This is a genomic window from Niallia sp. XMNu-256, assembly GCF_036670015.1.
Taxonomy (GTDB): domain Bacteria; phylum Bacillota; class Bacilli; order Bacillales; family Cytobacillaceae; genus Bacillus_BD.
The window spans coordinates 3,145,123-3,166,928 of the sequence record NZ_CP137636.1 but is presented as its reverse complement, the minus strand read 5'-3'; the positions used below and the strand labels follow the sequence as shown (position 1 = coordinate 3,166,928).

Annotated in this window: 20 protein-coding genes; 17 read left to right on the top strand and 3 right to left on the bottom strand. The window is 37.3% G+C overall.

The window, feature by feature from the left end; all coding sequences use genetic code 11:
• Positions 1 to 85 precede the first annotated feature (85 nt).
• Positions 86 to 907, bottom strand: a complete 822-nt coding sequence (comER, locus tag R4Z10_RS16150; protein ID WP_338470317.1) for a late competence protein ComER — start codon at positions 905 to 907, stop codon at positions 86 to 88.
• A gap of 114 nt (positions 908 to 1,021) precedes the next feature.
• Between comER and R4Z10_RS16145 the strand changes: the two genes are divergently transcribed.
• From R4Z10_RS16145 to R4Z10_RS16135, 3 genes are all read left to right on the top strand, one after another.
• Positions 1,022 to 1,639: a helix-hairpin-helix domain-containing protein gene (locus R4Z10_RS16145; RefSeq protein ID WP_338470316.1), complete on the top strand. Its 618-nt coding sequence runs from the start codon at positions 1,022 to 1,024 to the stop codon at positions 1,637 to 1,639.
• Positions 1,640 to 1,724: 85 nt separating this feature from the next.
• Entirely contained in the window at positions 1,725 to 2,135 is a 411-nt protein-coding gene (locus tag R4Z10_RS16140; RefSeq protein ID WP_338470315.1) for a cytidine/deoxycytidylate deaminase family protein, read from the top strand.
• 58 nt (positions 2,136 to 2,193) lie between these two features.
• Positions 2,194 to 4,524, top strand: coding sequence for a DNA internalization-related competence protein ComEC/Rec2 (locus tag R4Z10_RS16135; protein ID WP_338470314.1), 2,331 nt, complete (start codon positions 2,194 to 2,196; stop codon positions 4,522 to 4,524).
• A 59-nt stretch (positions 4,525 to 4,583) separates the two neighbouring features.
• Here the strand turns inward: R4Z10_RS16135 and R4Z10_RS16130 are convergent, their stop codons facing one another.
• Complete coding sequence (locus R4Z10_RS16130; protein ID WP_338470313.1) at positions 4,584 to 4,718, bottom strand: YqzM family protein; 135 nt, start codon at positions 4,716 to 4,718, stop codon at positions 4,584 to 4,586.
• Positions 4,719 to 5,037: 319 nt separating this feature from the next.
• Between R4Z10_RS16130 and holA the strand changes: the two genes are divergently transcribed.
• Positions 5,038 to 6,054, top strand: coding sequence for a DNA polymerase III subunit delta (gene holA / locus R4Z10_RS16125; RefSeq protein WP_338470312.1), 1,017 nt, complete (start codon positions 5,038 to 5,040; stop codon positions 6,052 to 6,054).
• Positions 6,055 to 6,090: 36 nt separating this feature from the next.
• Here the strand turns inward: holA and rpsT are convergent, their stop codons facing one another.
• Positions 6,091 to 6,357 (bottom strand): 30S ribosomal protein S20, encoded by a 267-nt coding sequence (gene rpsT / locus R4Z10_RS16120; protein WP_338470311.1) that lies wholly within the window; start codon positions 6,355 to 6,357, stop codon positions 6,091 to 6,093.
• Positions 6,358 to 6,604: 247 nt separating this feature from the next.
• Here rpsT and gpr point away from each other — a divergent pair, with 247 nt between their 5' ends.
• The 13 genes from gpr (at position 6,605) to deoC (ending at position 21,757) form a co-directional block, all read left to right on the top strand.
• Positions 6,605 to 7,732, top strand: coding sequence for a GPR endopeptidase (gpr, locus tag R4Z10_RS16115; RefSeq protein WP_338470310.1), 1,128 nt, complete (start codon positions 6,605 to 6,607; stop codon positions 7,730 to 7,732).
• Between the two features lie 139 nt (positions 7,733 to 7,871).
• On the top strand, positions 7,872 to 9,077 hold the full coding sequence (locus R4Z10_RS16110; protein WP_338470309.1) for a stage II sporulation protein P: 1,206 nt from the start codon (positions 7,872 to 7,874) through the stop codon (positions 9,075 to 9,077).
• Between the two features lie 17 nt (positions 9,078 to 9,094).
• Positions 9,095 to 9,436: a YqxA family protein gene (locus R4Z10_RS16105; protein ID WP_338473261.1), complete on the top strand. Its 342-nt coding sequence runs from the start codon at positions 9,095 to 9,097 to the stop codon at positions 9,434 to 9,436.
• A gap of 271 nt (positions 9,437 to 9,707) precedes the next feature.
• Positions 9,708 to 11,546, top strand: a complete 1,839-nt coding sequence (gene lepA / locus R4Z10_RS16100) for a translation elongation factor 4 (RefSeq protein ID WP_338470308.1) — start codon at positions 9,708 to 9,710, stop codon at positions 11,544 to 11,546.
• 81 nt (positions 11,547 to 11,627) lie between these two features.
• Entirely contained in the window at positions 11,628 to 12,764 is a 1,137-nt protein-coding gene (gene hemW, locus R4Z10_RS16095; RefSeq protein ID WP_338470307.1) for a radical SAM family heme chaperone HemW, read from the top strand.
• Positions 12,765 to 12,887: 123 nt separating this feature from the next.
• Positions 12,888 to 13,919, top strand: coding sequence for a heat-inducible transcriptional repressor HrcA (gene hrcA / locus R4Z10_RS16090; RefSeq protein WP_338470306.1), 1,032 nt, complete (start codon positions 12,888 to 12,890; stop codon positions 13,917 to 13,919).
• Positions 13,920 to 14,096: 177 nt separating this feature from the next.
• Positions 14,097 to 14,675, top strand: coding sequence for a nucleotide exchange factor GrpE (gene grpE / locus R4Z10_RS16085; protein WP_338470305.1), 579 nt, complete (start codon positions 14,097 to 14,099; stop codon positions 14,673 to 14,675).
• A gap of 27 nt (positions 14,676 to 14,702) precedes the next feature.
• Positions 14,703 to 16,529, top strand: a complete 1,827-nt coding sequence (dnaK, locus tag R4Z10_RS16080) for a molecular chaperone DnaK (RefSeq protein ID WP_338470304.1) — start codon at positions 14,703 to 14,705, stop codon at positions 16,527 to 16,529.
• Positions 16,530 to 16,717: 188 nt separating this feature from the next.
• Entirely contained in the window at positions 16,718 to 17,845 is a 1,128-nt protein-coding gene (dnaJ, locus tag R4Z10_RS16075; RefSeq protein WP_338470303.1) for a molecular chaperone DnaJ, read from the top strand.
• 70 nt (positions 17,846 to 17,915) lie between these two features.
• Positions 17,916 to 18,854: a 50S ribosomal protein L11 methyltransferase gene (prmA, locus tag R4Z10_RS16070; RefSeq protein WP_338470302.1), complete on the top strand. Its 939-nt coding sequence runs from the start codon at positions 17,916 to 17,918 to the stop codon at positions 18,852 to 18,854.
• Positions 18,855 to 18,917: 63 nt separating this feature from the next.
• Entirely contained in the window at positions 18,918 to 19,667 is a 750-nt protein-coding gene (locus tag R4Z10_RS16065) for a 16S rRNA (uracil(1498)-N(3))-methyltransferase (RefSeq protein WP_338470301.1), read from the top strand.
• A gap of 5 nt (positions 19,668 to 19,672) precedes the next feature.
• Positions 19,673 to 21,010: a tRNA (N(6)-L-threonylcarbamoyladenosine(37)-C(2))-methylthiotransferase MtaB gene (mtaB, locus tag R4Z10_RS16060; protein ID WP_338470300.1), complete on the top strand. Its 1,338-nt coding sequence runs from the start codon at positions 19,673 to 19,675 to the stop codon at positions 21,008 to 21,010.
• Positions 21,011 to 21,103: 93 nt separating this feature from the next.
• On the top strand, positions 21,104 to 21,757 hold the full coding sequence (gene deoC, locus R4Z10_RS16055; RefSeq protein ID WP_338470299.1) for a deoxyribose-phosphate aldolase: 654 nt from the start codon (positions 21,104 to 21,106) through the stop codon (positions 21,755 to 21,757).
• Positions 21,758 to 21,806: the final 49 nt, after the last annotated feature.

Sequence of the window (21,806 nt, the reverse complement as noted above, 5' to 3'; positions counted from 1 at the left end):
GTAAAAGGAACTGCGCTTACAGGGGGAAATATTTTTTTGTATTTTTTTTAAAAAAAGAGGGTTTAACGAATAGAACTAGAACTATTTACTTAATGTATTGTCCTCTTACAATAGCCAAGTCGTCTTCGAACTTTAAGTGTGTAGCCTGAAATAATTGTTCAAACATATCTCCTATTTCATTTTCTAATACTTTAATTCCTTCGCCTGTTATACCGCCCTTCACGCAAACCTTTTCCTGTAAAGTTGGTAATGTATAAAACCCATTTCGAAGTAACTCCCCAAGGCCGATTAACATTTCACTTGCCAATATTGTCGCTGTCTCTTGATCAATTTGTGTCTCATGAACAGCCGCTTGGATAAATCGTTGTGTTAAATAGCTATAAAAGGCAGGCCCGCAGCTAACAATATCAGATGCAACTCTGGTAATCTCATCTTTGATTTCGAGTGGTCTGGAAATATGCCCCATTACCTCTTTTATCCTGCTTTTCCATTGTTCCTCACAGTTCTTTCCATATGTTAATAAACTAACCCCAGTAAGAGCCCGGTTTGTAATACTCGGTATAACTCTGGCAACAGAGCACGGGAGAACCGACTCCAGTTGATTAACGCTAATTGGACTTGTGATCGAAATCACACATTTATCTTTTGTGAGAAACGGTTTAAGCCTTCTTGTGACATCATACACGTCATGGGGTTTTACACAAATAAAGATTAAATCTGCTCGTTTTCCAATCTCCTCTATATGCTGAGTAATGCATAGATCTGGGTAATTTTCTTGAATGGCAATTGCTTTAATTAGAGTTCTATTTGTTATGATCATGGAGGAAGAGGAAACGGCCTTTCCATCCAGCAGTGCTTCTATTAATATCCTCCCCATGTTTCCTGTACCAATAATCCCAATTTCCATTATCCATTCCTCCTCTTACAGACCGACTCTCCTACATGCTATGAATCATGAAGGGGTATTATGCCAAAAACACAAAACCTAAAGATGTCATACTACAGAAAGGGTAGATTATTTATGAAAAAGATTGTCCAACAAAACAAGTTAGTCATGTTTATTGGTTTCCTGGTAATTGGTGCGATTGTTGTCTATTACATAGTGGGAGTCGATCACAATAAAACAAGTTCAATGTTGAATAATGATTGGATGGAACAAGAATCTTTAGAGGAAAATGAAACCGATCAAAGTCCATTAGCTGTAGAGGAAAAAATTGTAGTTGATGTTAAAGGGGCCGTCCATTCCCCAGGAGTTTATGAGTGCCAACCAGGCGATCGAGTGAAGGATGTAATTGAAAGGGCTGGTGGACTACTTGAACATGCTGATCAAAATAGCATTAATTTAGCGATGAAATTAGAGGATGAAATGGTTTTATACTTTCCTGTTGTGGGAGAAGAAATAATTGATGTAACCAATGGGAGAGGAATAGGAGTAGAAAAAGGTGATGGGAAAATTAATATTAATAAAGCGTCTCAAAGTGAATTACAGACACTCACTGGAATTGGACCGTCTAAAGCGGATGCGATCATCGAATTTCGGGAGCAAAATGGACCATTTAAAGCCATTGAGGATCTTAAGAAGATTAGCGGGATTGGTGAAAAAACATTTGAAAAATTGAAAGATGAGATCTCGATTTGATGAATTGAATATTGACATTGAATGATTTTTTAATAAGCTAAGAATATAACATTTATTTTATAGAAAATTGAAAGGAATATTAAAGATGAGAAAAAGTTGGGATCATTATTTTCTAGATATAGCTAATGAGGTTGGAACCCGTTCGACATGTCCAAGATTACATGTCGGTTGTGTCATTGTAAAGGACAAGCATATTATTTCAACAGGGTATAATGGCTCCATCCATGGTCATGATCATTGTGAAGATGTAGGATGTTTAATTAATGATGAAGGAAGATGTATTCGAACATTACATGCAGAATTAAACGCTGTTCTACATGCAGATCGAAGCTTATTAAAAGGGGCTACTGCTTTTGTTACTCATGAGCCTTGTGAAAATTGTGCGAAAACATTAGCTCAGTCCGGGATCGCAAAAGTTGTTTTTCGTGAGCCCTATCGGAATAAATGGAATGACTATTTTTTAAAGGACATTGAAGTGGTTCATCTAGCAAAATAGAAGAGGTTGACGTTAAGTCAGCCTTAAATTTTTAACTTGAAAGTTTGAGGGGATAAATATGAGAACAAAAGTTGTATTTTTGACATTAGCTGCCTTGCTAGGGATCTTAGCTGTAATGGAAAACTTATTCCTGATCCTCGGACTTTTAGGTTGTTCGTTTATTTTTTTACTAAAACAAAAAAGAGTGGAAGGAAAGTATATTCTTCTATCCTTTTTGATTTTTAGTATTTTTTTTATAAGGGCAGGGATCGTGGTTCAAGAAAATCAAACTCATCTATCTGGTAAGGAAGAGCGGTTTATATTATCATTTAATGAAATAGAGAATATCGACGGTGACGTCCTAACTGTTGCTGCAAACGATCAAACACGATCAGAAAGGTTGATGATAAGATATAAAATTCAATCTGAGAGAGAAAAACAACTTCTAAAAAGCAACCTTTCCCCTGGTCTAGTTTGCCAAGTGGAAGGAATATTAGAGAAGCCCTCAGAATCCTCAAATCCAAACTCCTTTAATTACCGCGAATATTTACTTCAAAATCGAATTCATTGGATACTAAAGCCGAAAACCCTTCAAATTAACGCATGCCAAGAAGCTCCAACGCTCATGACCTCAATTAAAATGATTCGATATAAAGGATTTCATTATTTAGAAACCCACTTTCCAGAAAAAGCGGTTCCGCTTGCTGCTGCTCTATTGTTTGGTAGTGATGATTTTATTTCACCAGAAACGATGGATCATTATCGTGAATTAGGTATTGTTCATTTGTTAGCAATTTCAGGTCTTCATATTGCAATTGTTGTCGCTATTTTTTATCAGCTTCTTCTTCGGATAGGAATCACGAGAGAAAACACTGTTATTCTTTTGTTAGCCTTATTACCTGTATATGGAGTTCTTACGGGGGCTTCGCCATCGGTGAATCGGTCTGTCATCATGACAATGATTTTATTAATTGCAAAGAGATGGGGCCCTTCCTATCAGATAAGCCCATTAGATGGGCTCTGTGTTACCTTTTTAGTTTATTCATTTGCTAGTCCTTATGTTATTTATAATGTTGGTTTTCAGTTATCGTTTTTGGTCACCTTTGCCTTATTGGTTTCACTTCCATATCTTTTGGGAGAAAATCAAACTACGACAACCGCTCTCTTCGTTACTTCCTTTATATCCATGATCTCTTCTGCCCCCATTCTTCTCCATTTCTTTTACGAGTTTTCAATCATTTCATTAGTTGTTAATCTGCTTTATATTCCATTATTTAATGTTGTTATTCTGCCACTTGTGCTGGCCTGCTTTCTTCTACACTTGCTGTTTAAAGGATGGGTAGATCCATTTATCTTTGTTTTAACAGAAATTATTGATTGGACAAATAAAGTAACCGAATTTATTTCCCGTTTCCCTTTTAATCAATTGTTAGTAGGAAAGCCTAATCATTTTTCTCTCTTCCTGTATGTTGTGGGTTTCTTTAGTTATTTCGTTGTATGGGAAAAATTTCGTAAGCAATTTTACTATAAAATGGGTCTCTTATTGATACCCATATGTTTGGTTCTAAGTCAAATGTTAATTACCACCTATAGCAGTGAAGGAGAAATTACATTTCTTGACGTCGGTCAAGGAGATAGTATTTTTATTCGCCTTCCTTATGGAAAAGGGACATATCTAATTGATACAGGCGGAGCGATGCTATTTAATCAAGAACAATGGCAACAAAGGCAGCGCCCCTATGAAGTTGGAAGAGACACAGTTGTTCCATTTTTAAAAAGTAAGGGTGCGGCTGTCATTGACAAGGTGATTATTACGCATGGTGATTTTGATCATGCAGGGGGAGCCCAGGCAGTACTAAATGAGCTAAAAGTTAAAGAGTTAGTTCTTCCCCTAACCTTGAAGAAAAACGAATTAGAAACAAAATTAGTGCAGCAAGCTCATCAAAAAGGAATACCTGTGCGGTTTGTCCAACAAGGGGATCAATGGAATAGTGGGAATTATGTTTTTACAGTGTTATCCCCAATTAAACATGAGACTACTGAAAATATAAATAATACTTCTATAGTGTTATATAGCGAAATGGGTGGGTTGCGTTGGTTACTTACAGGTGATTTGGAAGAAGATGGAGAGAAAAAATTAATGGAACAATATAAAGATATTAATACCGATGTGTTGAAAATCGGACATCACGGCAGTAAAACATCGACAACAGAACTATTGTTAAACAAGGTGTCGCCGAAAATAGCGATTATATCTGTTGGGAAGGATAATCGTTTTAATCATCCCAATGGGGAAGTACTTAAAAGATTAAAAAGTCGAAATATAAAAATAGTAAGAACAGATATTTCTGGAGCTATAACTTATCGATTTAAAAAAGAGACAGGCACCTTTTGGGTTCATCGTCCATAGGATATATAACAAAATAAGAGAGAAAAAAGAGGCTCTAAATCAGCCTCTATCCAAAACAATTATGAACCAATCACTTGTACGACTGTCGCAATAATAAATAAGGTTGCGAAAAACCCAAATGAAACAATAAACCCCACCCCAGCGTCAATTGCATCATTTCGTTTGCATTGAACATCTTGTTCAAATTCATTCACTGAACATACCCCCTTACTATCATGTTAATAGTATAAATTATCATTAAGAAAAAATCCACTATTCAGAAAATATGCTTGTCAACTCTTGTCAGACATAGTCCGGTTTGATCGGGTCAAAATAGTATTACAGCAATCCCGTCACCATTTTTGTTACCTAGGTCTTAAATGAGTGGCGTTCACATAGATTAGGAATTGGTATCTACATCTGATGCCAGTTCCTTTTGGTCATTCTTAGAAATCATACTTGTAAATTTCCGTTCTCTTCTTTACGATAGAAGAGAAACAAAAAGAATCGTTGCACCGAACGGAGCGAGGAAGTATGATTTTTGACTTATGGAAGAAAATTAAAAGAAAAGAGCTTAGTCCCGTCTATTTATTATATGGAACAGAGACCTTTCTTATAAATGAAACGAAACAATTATTAACAGATGCGATTTTAAATGAAGAGGACATTGAGTTCAATTTATCAAGTTTTGATTTAGCAGAAACTCCAATTGAAATGGCCTTAGAAGATGCAGAGACATTGCCGTTTATGGGAGAAAAAAAGTTACTTTTTTTACATAATCCACATTTTTTAACAGCAGAAAAAACAAAAGATAAGGTGGAGCATAATCTGGCAAGATTAGAGACTTACTTAAAAGAACCTGCACCGTACTCTATTATTGTGTTTATGGCTCCTTATGAAAAATTGGATGAACGGAAAAAAATGACGAAAGAGTTGAAGAAAAAGGCGGCTGTATTTGAGGCAAAAAAACTAACAGAAGCGGATTTGAAAAAATGGATGGTTGCCAGAGCCGATTTTAATGGGGTAACCTTTGATCCGAAAGCAATGGATCTTTTACTTGTTTTAGCGGGTACAAACCTTTTCATGTTAACTAGTGAAATTGACAAAATGGCCTTATATGTTGGCAGAGGACATATCATTGATGTCAAAACTGTTGAAAGTCTAGTAGCAAGGTCTTTAGAACAGAATATTTTCACGTTAGTGGATAAAATTGTCGGACGAAAAATTGAAGAAGCATTAAGAATCTATTATGACCTATTAAAATTAAATGAAGAGCCAATTAAAATCCTCGCCGTTATTACAAATCAAATCCGTCTCATTTACCAAGTGAAGGAATTAGGTAAGCGAGGATATGGGCAAAATCAAATTGCAAGTCATCTTAAAGTTCATCCCTTTCGTGTAAAACTAGCTGCAGGTCAAGCACGAAAGTTTAGTGAAGATGAACTCATTGGTTTAATTAAGCAATTAGCAGAAGCTGATTATAAGATGAAAACCGGGGCAATGAACAAAGAATTATTAATTGAATTAATTCTATTAAAGTTACAACAATAACAAAAGAGACTGTCAACTGACAGTCTCTTTTCCGTATTACGCATTTAAAGAGTTTAATTTTTTCGCTAAACGAGATTTTTTTCTAGCAACAGCATTTTTATGAATAAGACCTTTTGCTGCAGCTTTATCTAATTTACGAACAGCTTCAGTAAATGTGCTAGCTGCTGCTTGAGCGTCGTTTAGAACAACGGCTGCTTCAACTTTTTTCACAGCAGTACGCATATCAGACTTAATCGTATTGTTGTGAGCATTTTTCTTTTCATTTGTTTGCACACGTTTAATCGCAGATTTAATATTTGGCATTAACGTTCACCTCCTAATATAAAAAGCACCGAGATTATATGAACTCGATTACACATCCATTACCATTTGTAAGAACAAATGATATTTTATCAAACGGAAGTGAATATTGCAATACTCCACAAAAATTTAAAATAGAAACTTATTAACTTTTCCCTAAATAATAGCTTTATTTTCCTTTGAATGATTTATCTCTATTACGGAGAAGATAGATAATAAAATAATTTTTCTATAATTTGGGAGGACTACAATGGCAGAGGAAATTGATTTAAGTCGATATTCGGTCCGAACGGACTTAGCAATTGAAGCTCGTGAAATGGTCATTCATGAAAAAGGGAGTCAACATGTCGGTGAACAAGAAGATGTTTCACAAATTGAAGGGGTCATTATAAAGGAAAGAGAAGTTGATGACGTGAAAATATCTTTTGTCGAAGTGACAAAAGAGGGAGAAAATGTAATAGGAAAAAAACAAGGAAAATACTTAACGATTGAAGTGCTTGGAATCAGACAAAGTGATACAGAACTACAGCAAAAGGTAGGAGATGTATTCGCAGCTGAGTTCGCTCATTTCTTGAAACAAAATGGGATAAAAGAAGATGCCTCCTGTTTAGTCGTAGGACTAGGAAATTGGAATGTTACTCCAGATGCCTTAGGACCACAAGTGTGTGAAAATCTACTTGTAACAAGACATTTATTCCAGCTACAGCCAGAAAATGTTGAAGAAGGATTCCGTCCCGTGAGTGCGTTGTCCCCGGGTGTAATGGGGCTGACGGGAATTGAAACGAGCGATATAATTTTCGGGGTTGTTGAAAAGACAAAGCCAGACTTTGTCATTGCGATTGATGCGCTTGCATCCCGTTCTATTGAGAGAGTCAATGCGACGATCCAAATATCTGATACAGGGATTCATCCAGGTTCTGGAGTTGGAAACAAACGTAAGGAGTTAAGTAAAGAAACATTAGGTGTACCTGTCATTGCGATTGGTGTTCCAACTGTCGTTGATGCCGTTTCCATTACTAGTGATACGATTGATTTTATTTTAAAGCATTTTGGGAAGGAAATACGGGAAGGAAATCGTCCATCTCGTGCGCTTGCTCCAGCTGGAATGACTTTTGGAAAGAGAAAAAAACTAACGGATGAAGATTTGCCTGAAGAACAACAACGACAAACCTTTTTAGGAATGGTTGGCACATTGTCAGAGGAGGAAAAACGGAAGTTAATTTATGAAGTATTATCTCCGTTAGGTCATAACTTAATGGTTACACCAAAGGAAGTAGATGTGTTTATTGAAGATATGGCCAATTTAATCGCAAATGGGTTAAATGCCAGCCTTCACAGCAATGTCAATCAAGGTAATGCCGGATTTTATACTCGATAGGACGGCTATAACAATAAGAATAGGTTAATCAATTATTCGCAGAAAATAATAGAGTTCTGAATAGGATTAAAAGACAGGTTCTATCTTCTCTAGCAGAGTCATATAAATTAGTAGACTTATGCTCTAGAGAGGTGGAGAGATGAAATCTGTTAAATCGAACAATTTAATGGTCACTATTAAAGGAACTCACTTATTAAAGGGGATAATCACCTTTGTTTGCTTTTTAATTTTAATTTTTTCGATAAGTGGGGTTTTAACCACGTTAGATCCTAAATATCGACCAGCATCCGAATCAGTTAAATCAGCGGCAACCAATATTACAGGTGATATGCTCTATAATTTGATCGGAAGTGAAAATCATTATTTTTTAGCTGGATTGCCACAATCAACACAAGAACCCGCCATAACACAGTATTTATTTAAATTATCGACGAATATTAATTTGGATGATCCACGTAGTTTACTAGGTAGGGAACTGCCTGCATTTTCATTATTTGATACAGAAATAATTGTTGCAGGTGAAGGAACTGATTATACGAATATGCCGATCGAGTCAGCTCCACCACTCGAAATTTTACAAGCTGAAAAGGAAGCTGCTCTGCAAAACATGGATGATATTCAAGGCAGTGGTGAAGGTGGCAATAATGGTACACCACCGAATACAACGGGAGAAAAGGAAGTTGTTTATGTTTATTTCTCTCATAATCGAGAATCATTTCTTCCTTACTTAAAAGGGGTGACAAATCCAAACCATGCCTATCATTCCAAAGTGAATGTAACCCATATTGGGGACAAGCTTAAGGAAGAATTAGAAGTACGCGGGATTGGTACCGTTGTCGATAAAACCGATATTGAGGCCAGATTAAAAGAAAAAGGTTTAACATTTGCAAGATCCTATCAAGAATCTAGAACGGTTGTTGAAGCGGCCGTTACGCAAAATCGTGATTTAACCTATTTAATCGATATTCATCGTGATTCTAGAAGAAAAAAGGATACGACCATTGAAATGAACGGGAAGCCTTATGCAAAGCTTGCTTTTGTTATTGGTGGGGAACATGCTAATTATGAGAAAAACCTTGCTTTTGCAAATGAACTGCAAAGCCAGCTTGATTCCTCCTATAAGGGCCTAAGCCGCGGAGTTTTTACCAAGAAGGGTGCAGGTACAAATGGAAAGTTTAACCAAGACCTTTCTGAAAATGCCATTCTCGTAGAATTCGGTGGAGTCGATAATACGTTCGAAGAATTGTACAACTCGGCAGAAGTATTAGCAGAAGTAATTAGCAATTATTACTGGCAAGCTGAAAGTGTGGATCAACCGCATGTGAATCCAGCAAATGAAAGTTAGAAAGAGAGTGACTAGTGATGAAAATGTTTATGTTAAAATCATTCCTCCTTGCATGCCTTATGTTCGTATCTGTTTTATTTGGAATGCAGCAGGCGAATGAAGGAATTGTAAGAATGAAGGGGTATGGACATGAACAATTTCAAGGCGCCTTTAAAATTCAACAAAAAGAAGCAGGAGAGATGGAGGCGTCGATCCTAGGAAACGAAATTTCTAGTCATGATATCGAAAAGAAAAAAGCGAAATTGGAAGAAATGAAGGCCTATAATTTTTTCTCGTCCATTGGGAAAAGTTTAGCGTCTTTGATTTCAACCATTACTGACAGCATGATTCAACTGATTGCCGATCTCTTGGCAAAATAATGATTGAAATCAAGTGATTTTTCGTAAGCTTTAGCGCTTTCCTTACTCCGGCTTTAGCGCCGAGCCTATTGAGTCATAAGGTTTTTCTTAGGGCTTAGAAAAATCAGGCTCTAGTGATAAGCCAAGTCGGCTAGAAGGTTGAAGAACAACCTTCTTGTCGGCTCGACTTGTGCTTTTCGGGGCTGAACCAGGCGCTTGCGCTTTATACAATCCTACTGTTATAATCAAAAAATAGTGTATATGTGGATGACTAGTAGGAGTGGACAAACTTATGAATAGAGAAGACAGATTAAATAGACAAGAAAAGATTCGCAATTTTTCCATCATCGCACATATTGATCATGGGAAATCAACATTAGCTGATCGAATTTTAGAAACAACGAATACATTAACAAAACGGGAAATGAAGGATCAATTACTTGATTCTATGGATTTAGAGCGTGAAAGAGGGATTACAATTAAATTGAATGCCGTCCAGTTAAAGTATCAAGCAAAGGATGGCGAGGTTTATACTTTCCACTTAATTGATACTCCTGGACACGTCGACTTTACGTATGAGGTTTCACGAAGCCTAGCAGCATGTGAAGGAGCGATCTTAGTAGTCGATGCGGCACAAGGGATTGAAGCTCAAACGTTGGCTAATGTGTATCTGGCATTAGATAACGATTTAGAAATTCTTCCAGTTATTAATAAAATTGATTTGCCAAGTGCAGAGCCAGAACGGGTGAAACAAGAAATTGAGGACATAATTGGTCTTGATGCCTCTGAGGCAGTACTTGCATCTGCAAAAGCCGGGATTGGCATTGAAGATATTTTAGAGGAGATTGTTAAGAAGGTCCCTGCACCGTCGGGCGACCCGGATGCTCCTTTAAAAGCTTTAATTTTCGATTCTTATTATGATGCTTATCGTGGGGTTGTTGCATCTATCCGGGTAGTGGATGGTACGGTAAAAGCCGGAGATCGAATAAGGATGATGGCAACTGGAAAAGAGTTTGAGGTAACAGAAGTAGGAGTTACTAGCCCTAAACCAATGCCAGTCGATGAACTAACAGTGGGAGATGTTGGATTTTTATCAGCCTCCATTAAACATGTTGGAGATACGCGTGTTGGGGATACGATTACGAATGCAAAAAATGGGGCTACCGAACCGCTGCCTGGTTATCGTAAATTAAATCCAATGGTGTTTTGTGGACTTTACCCAATTGATACCGCTAAATACAATGACCTAAGAGAAGCATTAGAAAAACTTGAGCTGAATGATTCATCGCTTCAATATGAACCAGAAACTTCACAGGCCCTAGGCTTTGGATTTAGATGTGGATTCTTAGGACTTCTTCATATGGAGATTATTCAAGAGCGAATTGAACGGGAATTTAATATTGATTTAATCACGACTGCACCAAGTGTTATTTATGAGGTGCAGATGACGGATGGGACATCTTTAAAAGTTGATAATCCAGCCGATATGCCTGAACCACAAAAAATTGAAACGATTGAGGAACCATATGTAAAGGCTACGATGATGGCCCCGAATGACTACGTTGGTGCTATTATGGAACTCTGCCAACATAAACGTGGTAATTTCATCAATATGGAATACTTAGATGAAACACGTGTTAGCATTATATATGAAATGCCGCTATCAGAAATCGTCTATGATTTCTTTGATCAATTAAAATCCAGTACAAAGGGATATGCATCCTTCGATTACGAGTTAATCGGTTATAAACCATCAAAGCTTGTAAAAATGGATATTCTTTTAAATGCTGAGAAAGTCGACGCATTGAGCTTTATTGTTCATAAAGACTTTTCATATGATCGTGGAAAAGTGATTGTTGAAAAGCTTAAAGAATTAATTCCCAGACAGCAATTTGAAGTTCCTGTCCAGGCTGCAATTGGACAAAAAATTGTTGCTCGGTCAACAATAAAAGCCATCAGAAAAAATGTATTAGCAAAATGTTATGGTGGGGATATTTCTCGGAAGCGGAAGCTATTAGAAAAACAAAAAGAAGGTAAAAAACGGATGAAACAGGTTGGTTCTGTTGAAATTCCACAAGAAGCTTTTATGGCGGTATTAAAAATGGACGACAACAATCAATCAAAAAAATAATTGATTTGTAAAAGAGGTTAGTATCGCTATTCAGAAAGAGGCGTATACACCTCTTTTTCGTATTAGAAAGAGGCGTTAAAAATGATCCAAGCCGCATATATTCACATTCCTTTTTGTGAACATATCTGTCATTATTGTGACTTTAATAAAGTGTTTTTGAAAAATCAGCCTGTTGATGAGTATATTGAGGCACTAGGAACTGAAATGAAATTGGCATTAGCTCAAACCCCAGCTCATACACTAAATTCAATCTTTGTTGGTGGTGGAACCCCAACGTCTTTAAATGAGAGGCAGTTAGAAAGACTATGTGCGTTAATTAAGGAATATTTACCTTTTTCTCAAGGGATCGAATATACCTTTGAAGCAAATCCAGGCGATTTATCGGAAGAAAAATTAAAAAGATTATTTGAGGGCGGGGTTAATCGACTAAGTTTTGGTGTTCAATCATTTGATCCAGAACTACTTCATAAAATAGGTAGAACCCATAAACCAGAAGATGTTTATCGCTCCATAGAATTGGCGAAAAAAGTAGGTTTTGAAAATATCAATATTGATTTGATGTATAGTCTGCCAGACCAAACGATTCGGCAATTTAAACAAACCCTTGATGAAGCATTTGCTTTGGAGATTACCCATTTTTCTGCGTACTCTCTTATTATTGAACCTAAAACGGTTTTTTATCAACTGATGAACAAAGGAAAATTGCCAATCCCAACTGAAGATGTTGAAGCAAAAATGTATGATTTGTTAATGAATGAAATGGAGAAGCACGGCTACCATCAATATGAAATTAGTAACTTTGCCAAAACGGGTTATGAAAGTATACATAATTTAACGTATTGGAATAATGAAGATTACTATGGGTTTGGCGCAGGTTCCCATGGTTATGTAAATGGAGTTCGAAGTTCAAATTATGGACCGATAAAAAAGTATATGCAACCACTTGATAATGGGAATCGACCGATAATGGATGCTCATCGATTATACGAGAAAGAAAAGTGGGAAGAAGAAATGTTTCTTGGTTTACGTAAAGTGAAGGGGGTAAGCATTTCGCGCTTTATTGAAAAGTTCGGTAAAAGTCCGCTAGATATTTTTCAAAGTAAAATCGAGTTACTAAAGAAACAAGGTTTAATCATAATTGAAAACGACCATATATTCTTAACCCGTCATGGTCGATTTTTAGGAAATGAAGCATTTGAAGCATTTTTATTGGATTAACTTCATTAAACACATATGTAACTGTTTTAGTAGTAATTATTATTGACATCTCCCCCTCATATTTGATATTTTAATATTAGAATTAGCACTCGGGTTCATTGAGTGCTAACAGAGGTGATGAACATGTTAACGGATCGTCAGTTACTAATTTTACAGGTGATCGTTGATGATTTTATTCAATTCGCCCAACCCGTTGGCTCAAGAAGTTTGGCCAAAAAGGATGAGATAGCATTAAGTTCAGCAACAATCCGTAATGAAATGGCGGATTTAGAAGAACTTGGATTTATTGAAAAAACACATACATCATCTGGTAGAATTCCTTCTGAGAAGGGATATCGATATTACGTTGATCATTTGATTTCCCCACAGAAATTGGGAAAGAAAGATATCTACACGATTAAGTCCATTTTTGCAGAGCGAATTTATGAAATGGAAAAGATCGTACAAAGGTCTGCTAAAATCTTATCGGAACTTACGAATTATACTACGATTGTACTTGGTCCAGATGTGAAGGAAAACAAGATGAATCGAATTCAAATCATTCCACTTAATAATGAAACGGCTGTTGCGATTATCGTCACTGATACAGGACATGTCGAAAATAAAGTCGTTCATTTACCACAGTCCGTAAATGCAAATGAAATTGAAAAGCTTGTTAATATTCTAAATGAGCGTTTGACAGGGGTTCCACTTGAACAATTGAACGATAAATTGTATAAAGAAGTAGTTGTGCTTTTAAAAGAGCATATCGAAAACTATGATCTCCTGCTCAATTCAATTGCTGATACATTAAAAGTGTCACATAGCGAGAAATTATTTTTCGGTGGAAAAACGAATATGCTAAGTCAGCCAGAGTTTCATAATATTAGTAAAATCCGAGAGTTACTTGATTTGATTGAGCAAGAGGATGACTTTTATAATATTATTCGTCAAAATCCAACTGGAATCCATGTGAAAATCGGACGGGAAAATATTATTTCTGCAATGGAGGATTGTAGCTTTATTACAGCGACGTACTCTATTGGAGAGGAACAACTTGGATCCATTGCAGTTCTAGGGCCAACTCGCATGGAATACTCTCGTGTAATTAGTCTTATGCAGTTTATGGCAAAAGATTTATCAACGGTTTTAACAAGACTGTATGGAATAAAATAGACGTGGAAATATTGTTAAGGGTGGGATTGCCTTTCCACCCCTTTCAATATGTGTACAATCTAATGTGTTAAACATTCGTGTAAATCCAACGTTAGCTATTAAACATTACAGGGACAATAAAAAATAAGATGTTTCCAATAACATGATCACATGGTAGAAATTTTTAAGGAGGTGACGATGGTGGCTGAAAAAGAGCTGAACCAAGAAGGAACAACTGTAGAAACAGAAACAGTAAATCTAGAAGCTGCTGAAGAAATCGTGAATGAAGAAGTCAAAAGTCAAGAGGAAAGTGAACTCGAGCTTTTAAAGAAAGAAAATGAAGAGTTAAAGGGAAAGCTTGAAGAGACTGAAAATAGAATTCTTCGTTTACAAGCCGACTTCGAAAATGCCCGTCGTCGTGCAAGATTAGATTTGGAAGCGACTGAAAAATATAAGGCTCAAAGCTTGATCACTAGTTTATTACCAGCAATTGATAATTTTGAAAGAGCATTGAAATTAGACGCAGACAACGAACAAGCAAAATCACTGTTACAAGGGATGGATATGGTTTACCGCAGTGTTTTAGAAGCTTTGAAAGCAGAAGGTGCCGAGCAAATTGATGCGGTTGGAAAAGAGTTTGATCCCCATATGCACCAAGCTGTTATGCAAGTTCAAGATGAAAACTTTGATTCGAATGTTGTCGTAGAAGAACTACAAAAAGGCTATATTTTGAAGGACCGAGTGATCCGTCCATCAATGGTAAAAGTAAATCAGTAATTACATAATGATCTTGGAGGGAAGAATATGAGTAAAATTATTGGTATTGACTTAGGTACGACTAACTCATGTGTATCTGTTTTAGAAGGCGGGGAACCTAAAGTAATTCCTAACCCAGAAGGTAACCGTACAACACCTTCAGTTGTTTCGTTTAAAAATGGCGAACGTCAAGTGGGTGAAGTTGCAAAACGTCAAGCTGTTACAAACCCAAATACAATCATGTCAGTTAAACGTCATATGGGAACTAGCTACAAAGTAGAAGCTGAAGGAAAAGAGTATAGCCCACAAGAAATTTCAGCTATTATTCTACAAAATTTAAAAGCTACAGCTGAGGCTTATCTTGGTGAGGAAGTTACAAAGGCTGTTGTCACTGTTCCAGCTTACTTCAATGATGCAGAGCGTCAAGCAACAAAAGATGCTGGTAAAATTGCTGGTCTAGAAGTGGAACGTATTATTAACGAACCAACAGCTGCTGCACTTGCATATGGTCTCGATAAAACAGATGAAGATCAAACAATCCTAGTATATGACCTTGGTGGCGGTACATTTGACGTTTCCATTCTTGAGCTTGGTGACGGCGTATTTGAAGTAAAAGCTACGGCAGGAGATAATAAACTTGGTGGAGACGACTTTGACCAAGTAATCATTGATTATTTAGTAGATGAATTCCGTAAAGAAAATGGAATCGACCTTTCAAAAGATAAAATGGCTGTACAGCGCTTAAAAGATGCGGCTGAAAAGGCGAAAAAAGACTTATCAGGGGTAACTAGCACACAAATTTCTTTACCATTCATTACTGCTGGCGAAGCAGGTCCATTACACTTAGAAGTAACATTAACTCGTGCAAAATTCGAAGAGCTTTCTGCACACCTTGTTGAACGTACAATGGGACCAACTCGTCAAGCATTAAGTGATGCTGGACTATCTCCATCTGAACTTGATAAAGTAATTCTTGTTGGTGGATCAACCCGTATCCCAGCTGTTCAAGAAGCAATCAAAAAGGCAACAGGTAAAGAACCACACAAAGGGGTAAACCCAGATGAAGTTGTGGCGATGGGGGCTGCTGTACAAGGTGGAGTTATTTCTGGAGATGTTAAAGACGTCGTACTACTTGACGTAACACCACTATCACTTGGAATTGAAACAATGGGTGGCGTATCTACAAAACTAATTGACCGTAATACAACGATCCCGACTTCAAAATCACAAGTGTTTTCTACTGCTGCAGACAATCAAACAGCAGTTGACATTCACGTTTTACAAGGCGAACGTCAAATGGCTGCAGACAATAAAACACTTGGTCGTTTCCAATTAACGGATATCCCACCAGCACCAAGAGGAATTCCGCAAATTGAAGTGACATTTGATATCGATAAGAACGGTATTGTGAATGTTCGTGCAAAAGATCTTGGTACAAACAAAGAACAAGCCATTACAATCAAATCTTCTACAGGACTTTCAGATGAAGAGATTGAAAGAATGGTAAAAGAAGCAGAAATGAATGCTGAAGAAGATAAAAAGCGTAAAGAAGAAGCAGAGCTTCGCAATGAAGCTGACCAACTAGTCTTCACTGTTGATAAAACATTGAAAGATTTAGAAGGAAAAGTGGATGAAGCCGAAGTTACAAAAGCAACAGAAGCAAAAGAGGCATTAAAAGCAGCGATCGAGAAAAATGATTTAGAAGAAATTCGTGCCAAAAAAGATGCTCTTCAAGAAATCGTGCAAAACTTATCTGTTAAACTTTACGAAGAGGCAGCTAAACAAGCACAAGGTGCTGAAGGTGCTGGAGAAAGTAAAGACGGTGACGATAATGTAGTTGACGCCGAATTTGAGGAAGTTAAAGACGATAAATAATACCAGACAATAAGAATATGAACTTTTTCTTTTGAAAATAGAAAAGTCAAAGTCAGGTAAACCTTGACTTTGACTTTTATTTTTTAACTTATAAATACTAAATACAAATCACAGAAAAGATTGCAAGTAGCTATCAGAAGATGCTAGAATAAAATTTATGTGAAAAGATTCGGGGAGTGGTAATCATCATGGATAAAAGGGATTACTATGAGGTACTTGGCGTTAGTAAAAGTGCATCAAAGGATGAAATTAAAAAGGCATACCGTAAGCTTTCTAAGAAATACCATCCAGATATAAATAAAGAACCAGGAGCGGATGAAAAATTTAAAGAACTCACAGAAGCTTACGATGTGTTAAGTGACGAGCAAAAACGGGCTCATTATGACCAATTCGGCCATACCGATCCAAATCAAGGATTTGGTGGATTTGGTGGAGATGGAGATTTTGGTGGTTTCGGTGGTTTCGAAGATATTTTCAGTACATTCTTTGGCGGCGGTGGCACAAGACGTCGTGATCCAAACGCACCAAGACAAGGTGCCGATCTACAATATACGATGACACTGAATTTTGAAGATGCCGTGTCTGGAAAAGAAACTGAAATTGACATTCCACGGGAAGAAAACTGTGAAACTTGTGAGGGAACAGGTGCGAAGAAGGGAACGAAAGCAGAAACCTGTTCACATTGTCATGGATCTGGCCAACTAAACATCGAACAAAATACACCGTTTGGCAGAATTGTTAACAGACGTGTATGTAATTACTGTAATGGTACGGGACAAGAAATTAAACATAAATGCTCCACTTGCGGTGGCACAGGCCGAGTGAAAAAACGTCGAAAAATTGCGGTCAAAATCCCTGCAGGCATTGATGATGGCCAACAACTACGTGTGGCAGGTCAAGGAGAACCAGGTATAAACGGTGGTCCGGCTGGAGATCTATATGTTGTATTCCATATCCGCCCACATGAATATTTTGAACGGGATGGCGATGATGTCTACTGTGAGATGCCTTTAACCTTTGTTCAAGCTGCACTTGGCGATGAGATAGAAGTTCCAACCTTACACGGAAAAGTCAAGTTAAAAATTCCTGCAGGCACACAAACCGGAACCAAATTCCGATTAAGAGGAAAAGGAATTCCGAATGTAAGAGGTCGTGGAATTGGTGATCAGCATATTATTGTGAAACTTATTACCCCTACGAAACTTACTGACCGACAAAAGCAATTGCTTCAAGAATTTGCTGATGTCAGTGGTCCAATGCCAAAAGAAGAAGAAGGGTTCTTTGATAAAATGAAAAGGGCTTTTAAAGGTGATTAAATCTCCCAGGTTTATCTATAGTGAGATGAATCCGAGGAACGAATTTGATTAAACAGGAGTTGTTATTGAGTTGAAGTGGTCCGAAATAAGTATTCATACAACAAATGAAGCAGTAGAACCGATTTCGAATATTTTACATGAGGCTGGAGCAAGTGGGGTTGTAATCGAGGACCCTTTTGAACTTGTGAAAGAAAGGGAAGATCAATTCGGCGAAATCTACCAACTCAATCCGAAAGATTATCCTGATGAAGGTGTAATTGTTAAGGCTTATTTACCGGTTACTAGTTTTTTAAGTGAAACGGTTGATGCGATTAAAGAGGCAATTAACAATCTGATACTGTTTAATATTGATATTGGTATAAACAGTGTAACTTTATCAGAAGTAAATGAGGAAGAATGGGCAACTGCTTGGAAAAAATATTATCATCCTGTAAAAATTTCAGAGCGTTTCACGGTTGTTCCTACATGGGAGGAATACACACCAAAAGGCCGTGATGAGTTAATCATTGAATTGGATCCTGGTATGGCATTTGGTACGGGAACACATCCTACAACCGTTATGAGTATCCAAGCATTAGAACGGATTGTCAAAAAAGATGATATGGTTATAGATGTCGGAACAGGTTCGGGAGTATTGAGTATTGCGGCTGCCATGCTGGGTGCAAAAAAGGTTACTGCATTAGATTTAGATGAAGTAGCTGTTCAATCTGCAAAAAGCAATATTAAGCTAAATAAAGTACATTCAGTCGTAAATATTTTCCAAAACAATTTATTAGAGGGAATAGAGGAAAGTGTAGACGTGATTGTGGCTAATATTTTGGCAGAAGTAATTGTACGTTTTACGGACGATGCTGCTAAATGTTTAAAGCAAGACGGATATTTTATTACAGCGGGGATTATCCAGCAGAAAAAGGATGAGGTTAAGGAGTCGCTTGAGGCTGCAGGATTCGATATTGTAGACACTTTACAAATCGAAGACTGGGTTTCCTTTATAGCAAGAAAACAATAATTGTACGGCCAAGGGTTATGTGTAAGACACAGCCCTTTTTACACATGGTAGGAGGTATTTTTCATGCAGCGCTATTTTGTCCCATATTCATCTGCCCAAAATGCATTTCAAATAACTGGTGATGATTTTCGCCATATCGTTAAGGTTATGCGAATGCAAGAAAACGATGAAATCATCCTTGTAACTGAAGACCGTCAATCAGCACTGTGTAAAATTACAAACATTTCCAATGAGCAATTGACTGTAAGAGTAGTACAATGGTTGGAGGAGTCTGCAGAACTTCCAATTGAGGTCACGATTGTGAGCGGCTTGCCTAAAGGGGATAAGTTAGATCTCATTATTCAAAAAGGGACAGAGTTAGGTGCCACAAAATTTATCCCTTTTATTGCAGCTCGTTCTATCGTAAAATGGGATGAGAAAAAAGCAGATAAAAAAATAGGCAGATGGCAAAAAATTGCTAAAGAAGCGGCGGAACAATCCCATCGGAGTGTTGTTCCTTCAGTTGAAGCTCCGCAAAGCCTATCTACTTTAATTATGGCGAGTGAACACTACGATGTGAAAATAATCGCTTATGAAGAGGAATCAAAACAAGGCGAAAAAAGGAATTTAGTGGAATGTCTACAGTCTTTAACAATAGGGAATTCTTTATTAGTTGTTTTTGGGCCTGAAGGTGGATTAACGACTGGTGAAGTCGAAAAGCTTCAAGAACATGGGTTTATTAGCTGTAGCCTCGGACCGAGGATTTTGAGGACAGAAACGGCACCTTTATACTTATTATCTGCCGTATCCTACCAATTAGAATTATTGAGGTGAAATACATGCAAAAAGTTGCATTCCATACATTAGGTTGTAAAGTCAACCATTATGAAACAGAGGCCATTTGGCAATTATTTAAGCAAGAGGGCTATGAAAGAGTAGAATTTGATGCAGCATCAGATGTTTATGTTATTAATACATGTACGGTGACAAATACAGGGGACAAAAAGAGTCGTCAAGTGATTCGCCGGGCGATTCGAAAAAATCCGGATGCTGTTATTTGTGTTACAGGTTGCTATGCTCAAACATCGCCTGCTGAAATTATGGATATTCCTGGAGTTGATATTGTCATCGGTACACAAGACCGTGTCAAAATGCTAGAGTATATTGACCAATATCGCAAAGAACGTCAGCCGATTAATGCGGTTGGTAATATTATGAAAAGTCGCGTCTATGAAGAGCTTGATGTTCCTGCATTTACGGACCGGACGAGGGCTTCGTTAAAGATCCAAGAAGGATGTAATAACTTCTGTACATTTTGTATTATTCCGTGGGCTAGAGGATTGATGCGTTCACGTGATCCACAAGAAGTTATCCGACAAGCTCAACAGCTAGTTGACGCTGGCTATAAAGAGATTGTATTAACAGGAATTCATACAGGTGGATATGGTGCCGATTTTAAAGAATATAACCTTGCAAACCTTCTTAGTGACTTAGAGGCTAATGTAAAAGGGTTAAAACGCCTGCGAATCTCATCAATCGAGGCAAGCCAAATTACGGATGAAGTCATTGAAGTGATCAAACAATCGAAAGTAATTGTTCGGCATTTGCATATTCCACTTCAATCAGGTTCAGATTCTGTGTTAAAGAGAATGAGAAGAAAATATACAATGGATTCTTTTGCCGAAAGATTAATGAGGTTACGCGAAATTATGCCTGATCTCGCGGTTACTTCTGACGTGATTGTGGGTTTTCCAGGTGAAACGGAAGAAGAGTTTATGGAAACGTACAACTTTGTTAAAGATCATAGATTCTCTGAACTCCATGTATTCCCTTATTCTAAGCGAACAGGGACACCTGCTGCACGAATGGAAGACCAAGTTGATGAAGGGATTAAAAATGAGCGAGTTCATCGGTTAATTTCGTTATCTGACCAACTTGCAAAAGAATATGCGTCTAAATTTGAGGGCCAAGTATTAGAAGTGATTCCTGAAGAAAAACAAGAAGATGGTTTATATGTTGGCTACACCGATAATTATTTAAAAGTGGTGTTTCCTGGTACAGAAGAGATGGTTGGAGAATTAGTAAAAGTGAAAATTGAAAAAGCTGGCTATCCTTTTAATGAAGGTAAATTTGTTCGAGTACTAGAAGAGGAAAAACTAGCAGATGAAGCGGTCTAAATGATTAGGAACTGTATTTGCAGTTCCTTTATTTTTATTTAGCAGGATGCTAACATTAAATATAAACGTATTCAAGTGAAAGGGAGTCAAACAATGTCACAACCTATCGCAAAATATATTGATCATACGATCTTGAAAGCTGATGCCACGAAGGAACAAATTCGTAAGCTTTGTGAAGAAGCAAAAGGATATGGCTTTGCCTCTGTTTGTATTAATCCAGTATGGGTGAGTTTTGCAAGTCAATTGTTAGAAGGAACATCTGTAAAAGTGTGTACGGTCATTGGTTTTCCATTAGGAGCTACGACTACTGAAGTAAAAGCATTTGAAACAAAAGAAGCGATTCAGAATGGGGCAACAGAAGTGGATATGGTTATTCCACTCGGAGCGTTAAAAGACCGCGATCTTGACTTAGTTGAAAAAGATATTACTGCTGTCGTAGAAGCTGCCAAAGGAAAAGCAATTGTAAAAGTCATCATTGAAACGTGTTTATTAACCGATGAGGAAAAAGTCATTGCTTGTGAGATTGCTGTAAAAGCAGGGGCTCATTACGTTAAAACGTCGACTGGCTTTTCAACAGGTGGTGCTATTAGAGAAGATATTCAACTAATGCGGAAAACGGTAGGTCCTCATGTTGGGGTGAAAGCATCAGGGGGCATTAGAACACTTGAGGATATGAATACAATGATACAAGCGGGTGCAACTAGAATTGGAGCTAGCGCAGGAGTTAAAATCATATCTGAAGCTTAAAGTGAACTTGAATTAAAATCTCTTACGCAAAACAAACATAAGTCCAGTG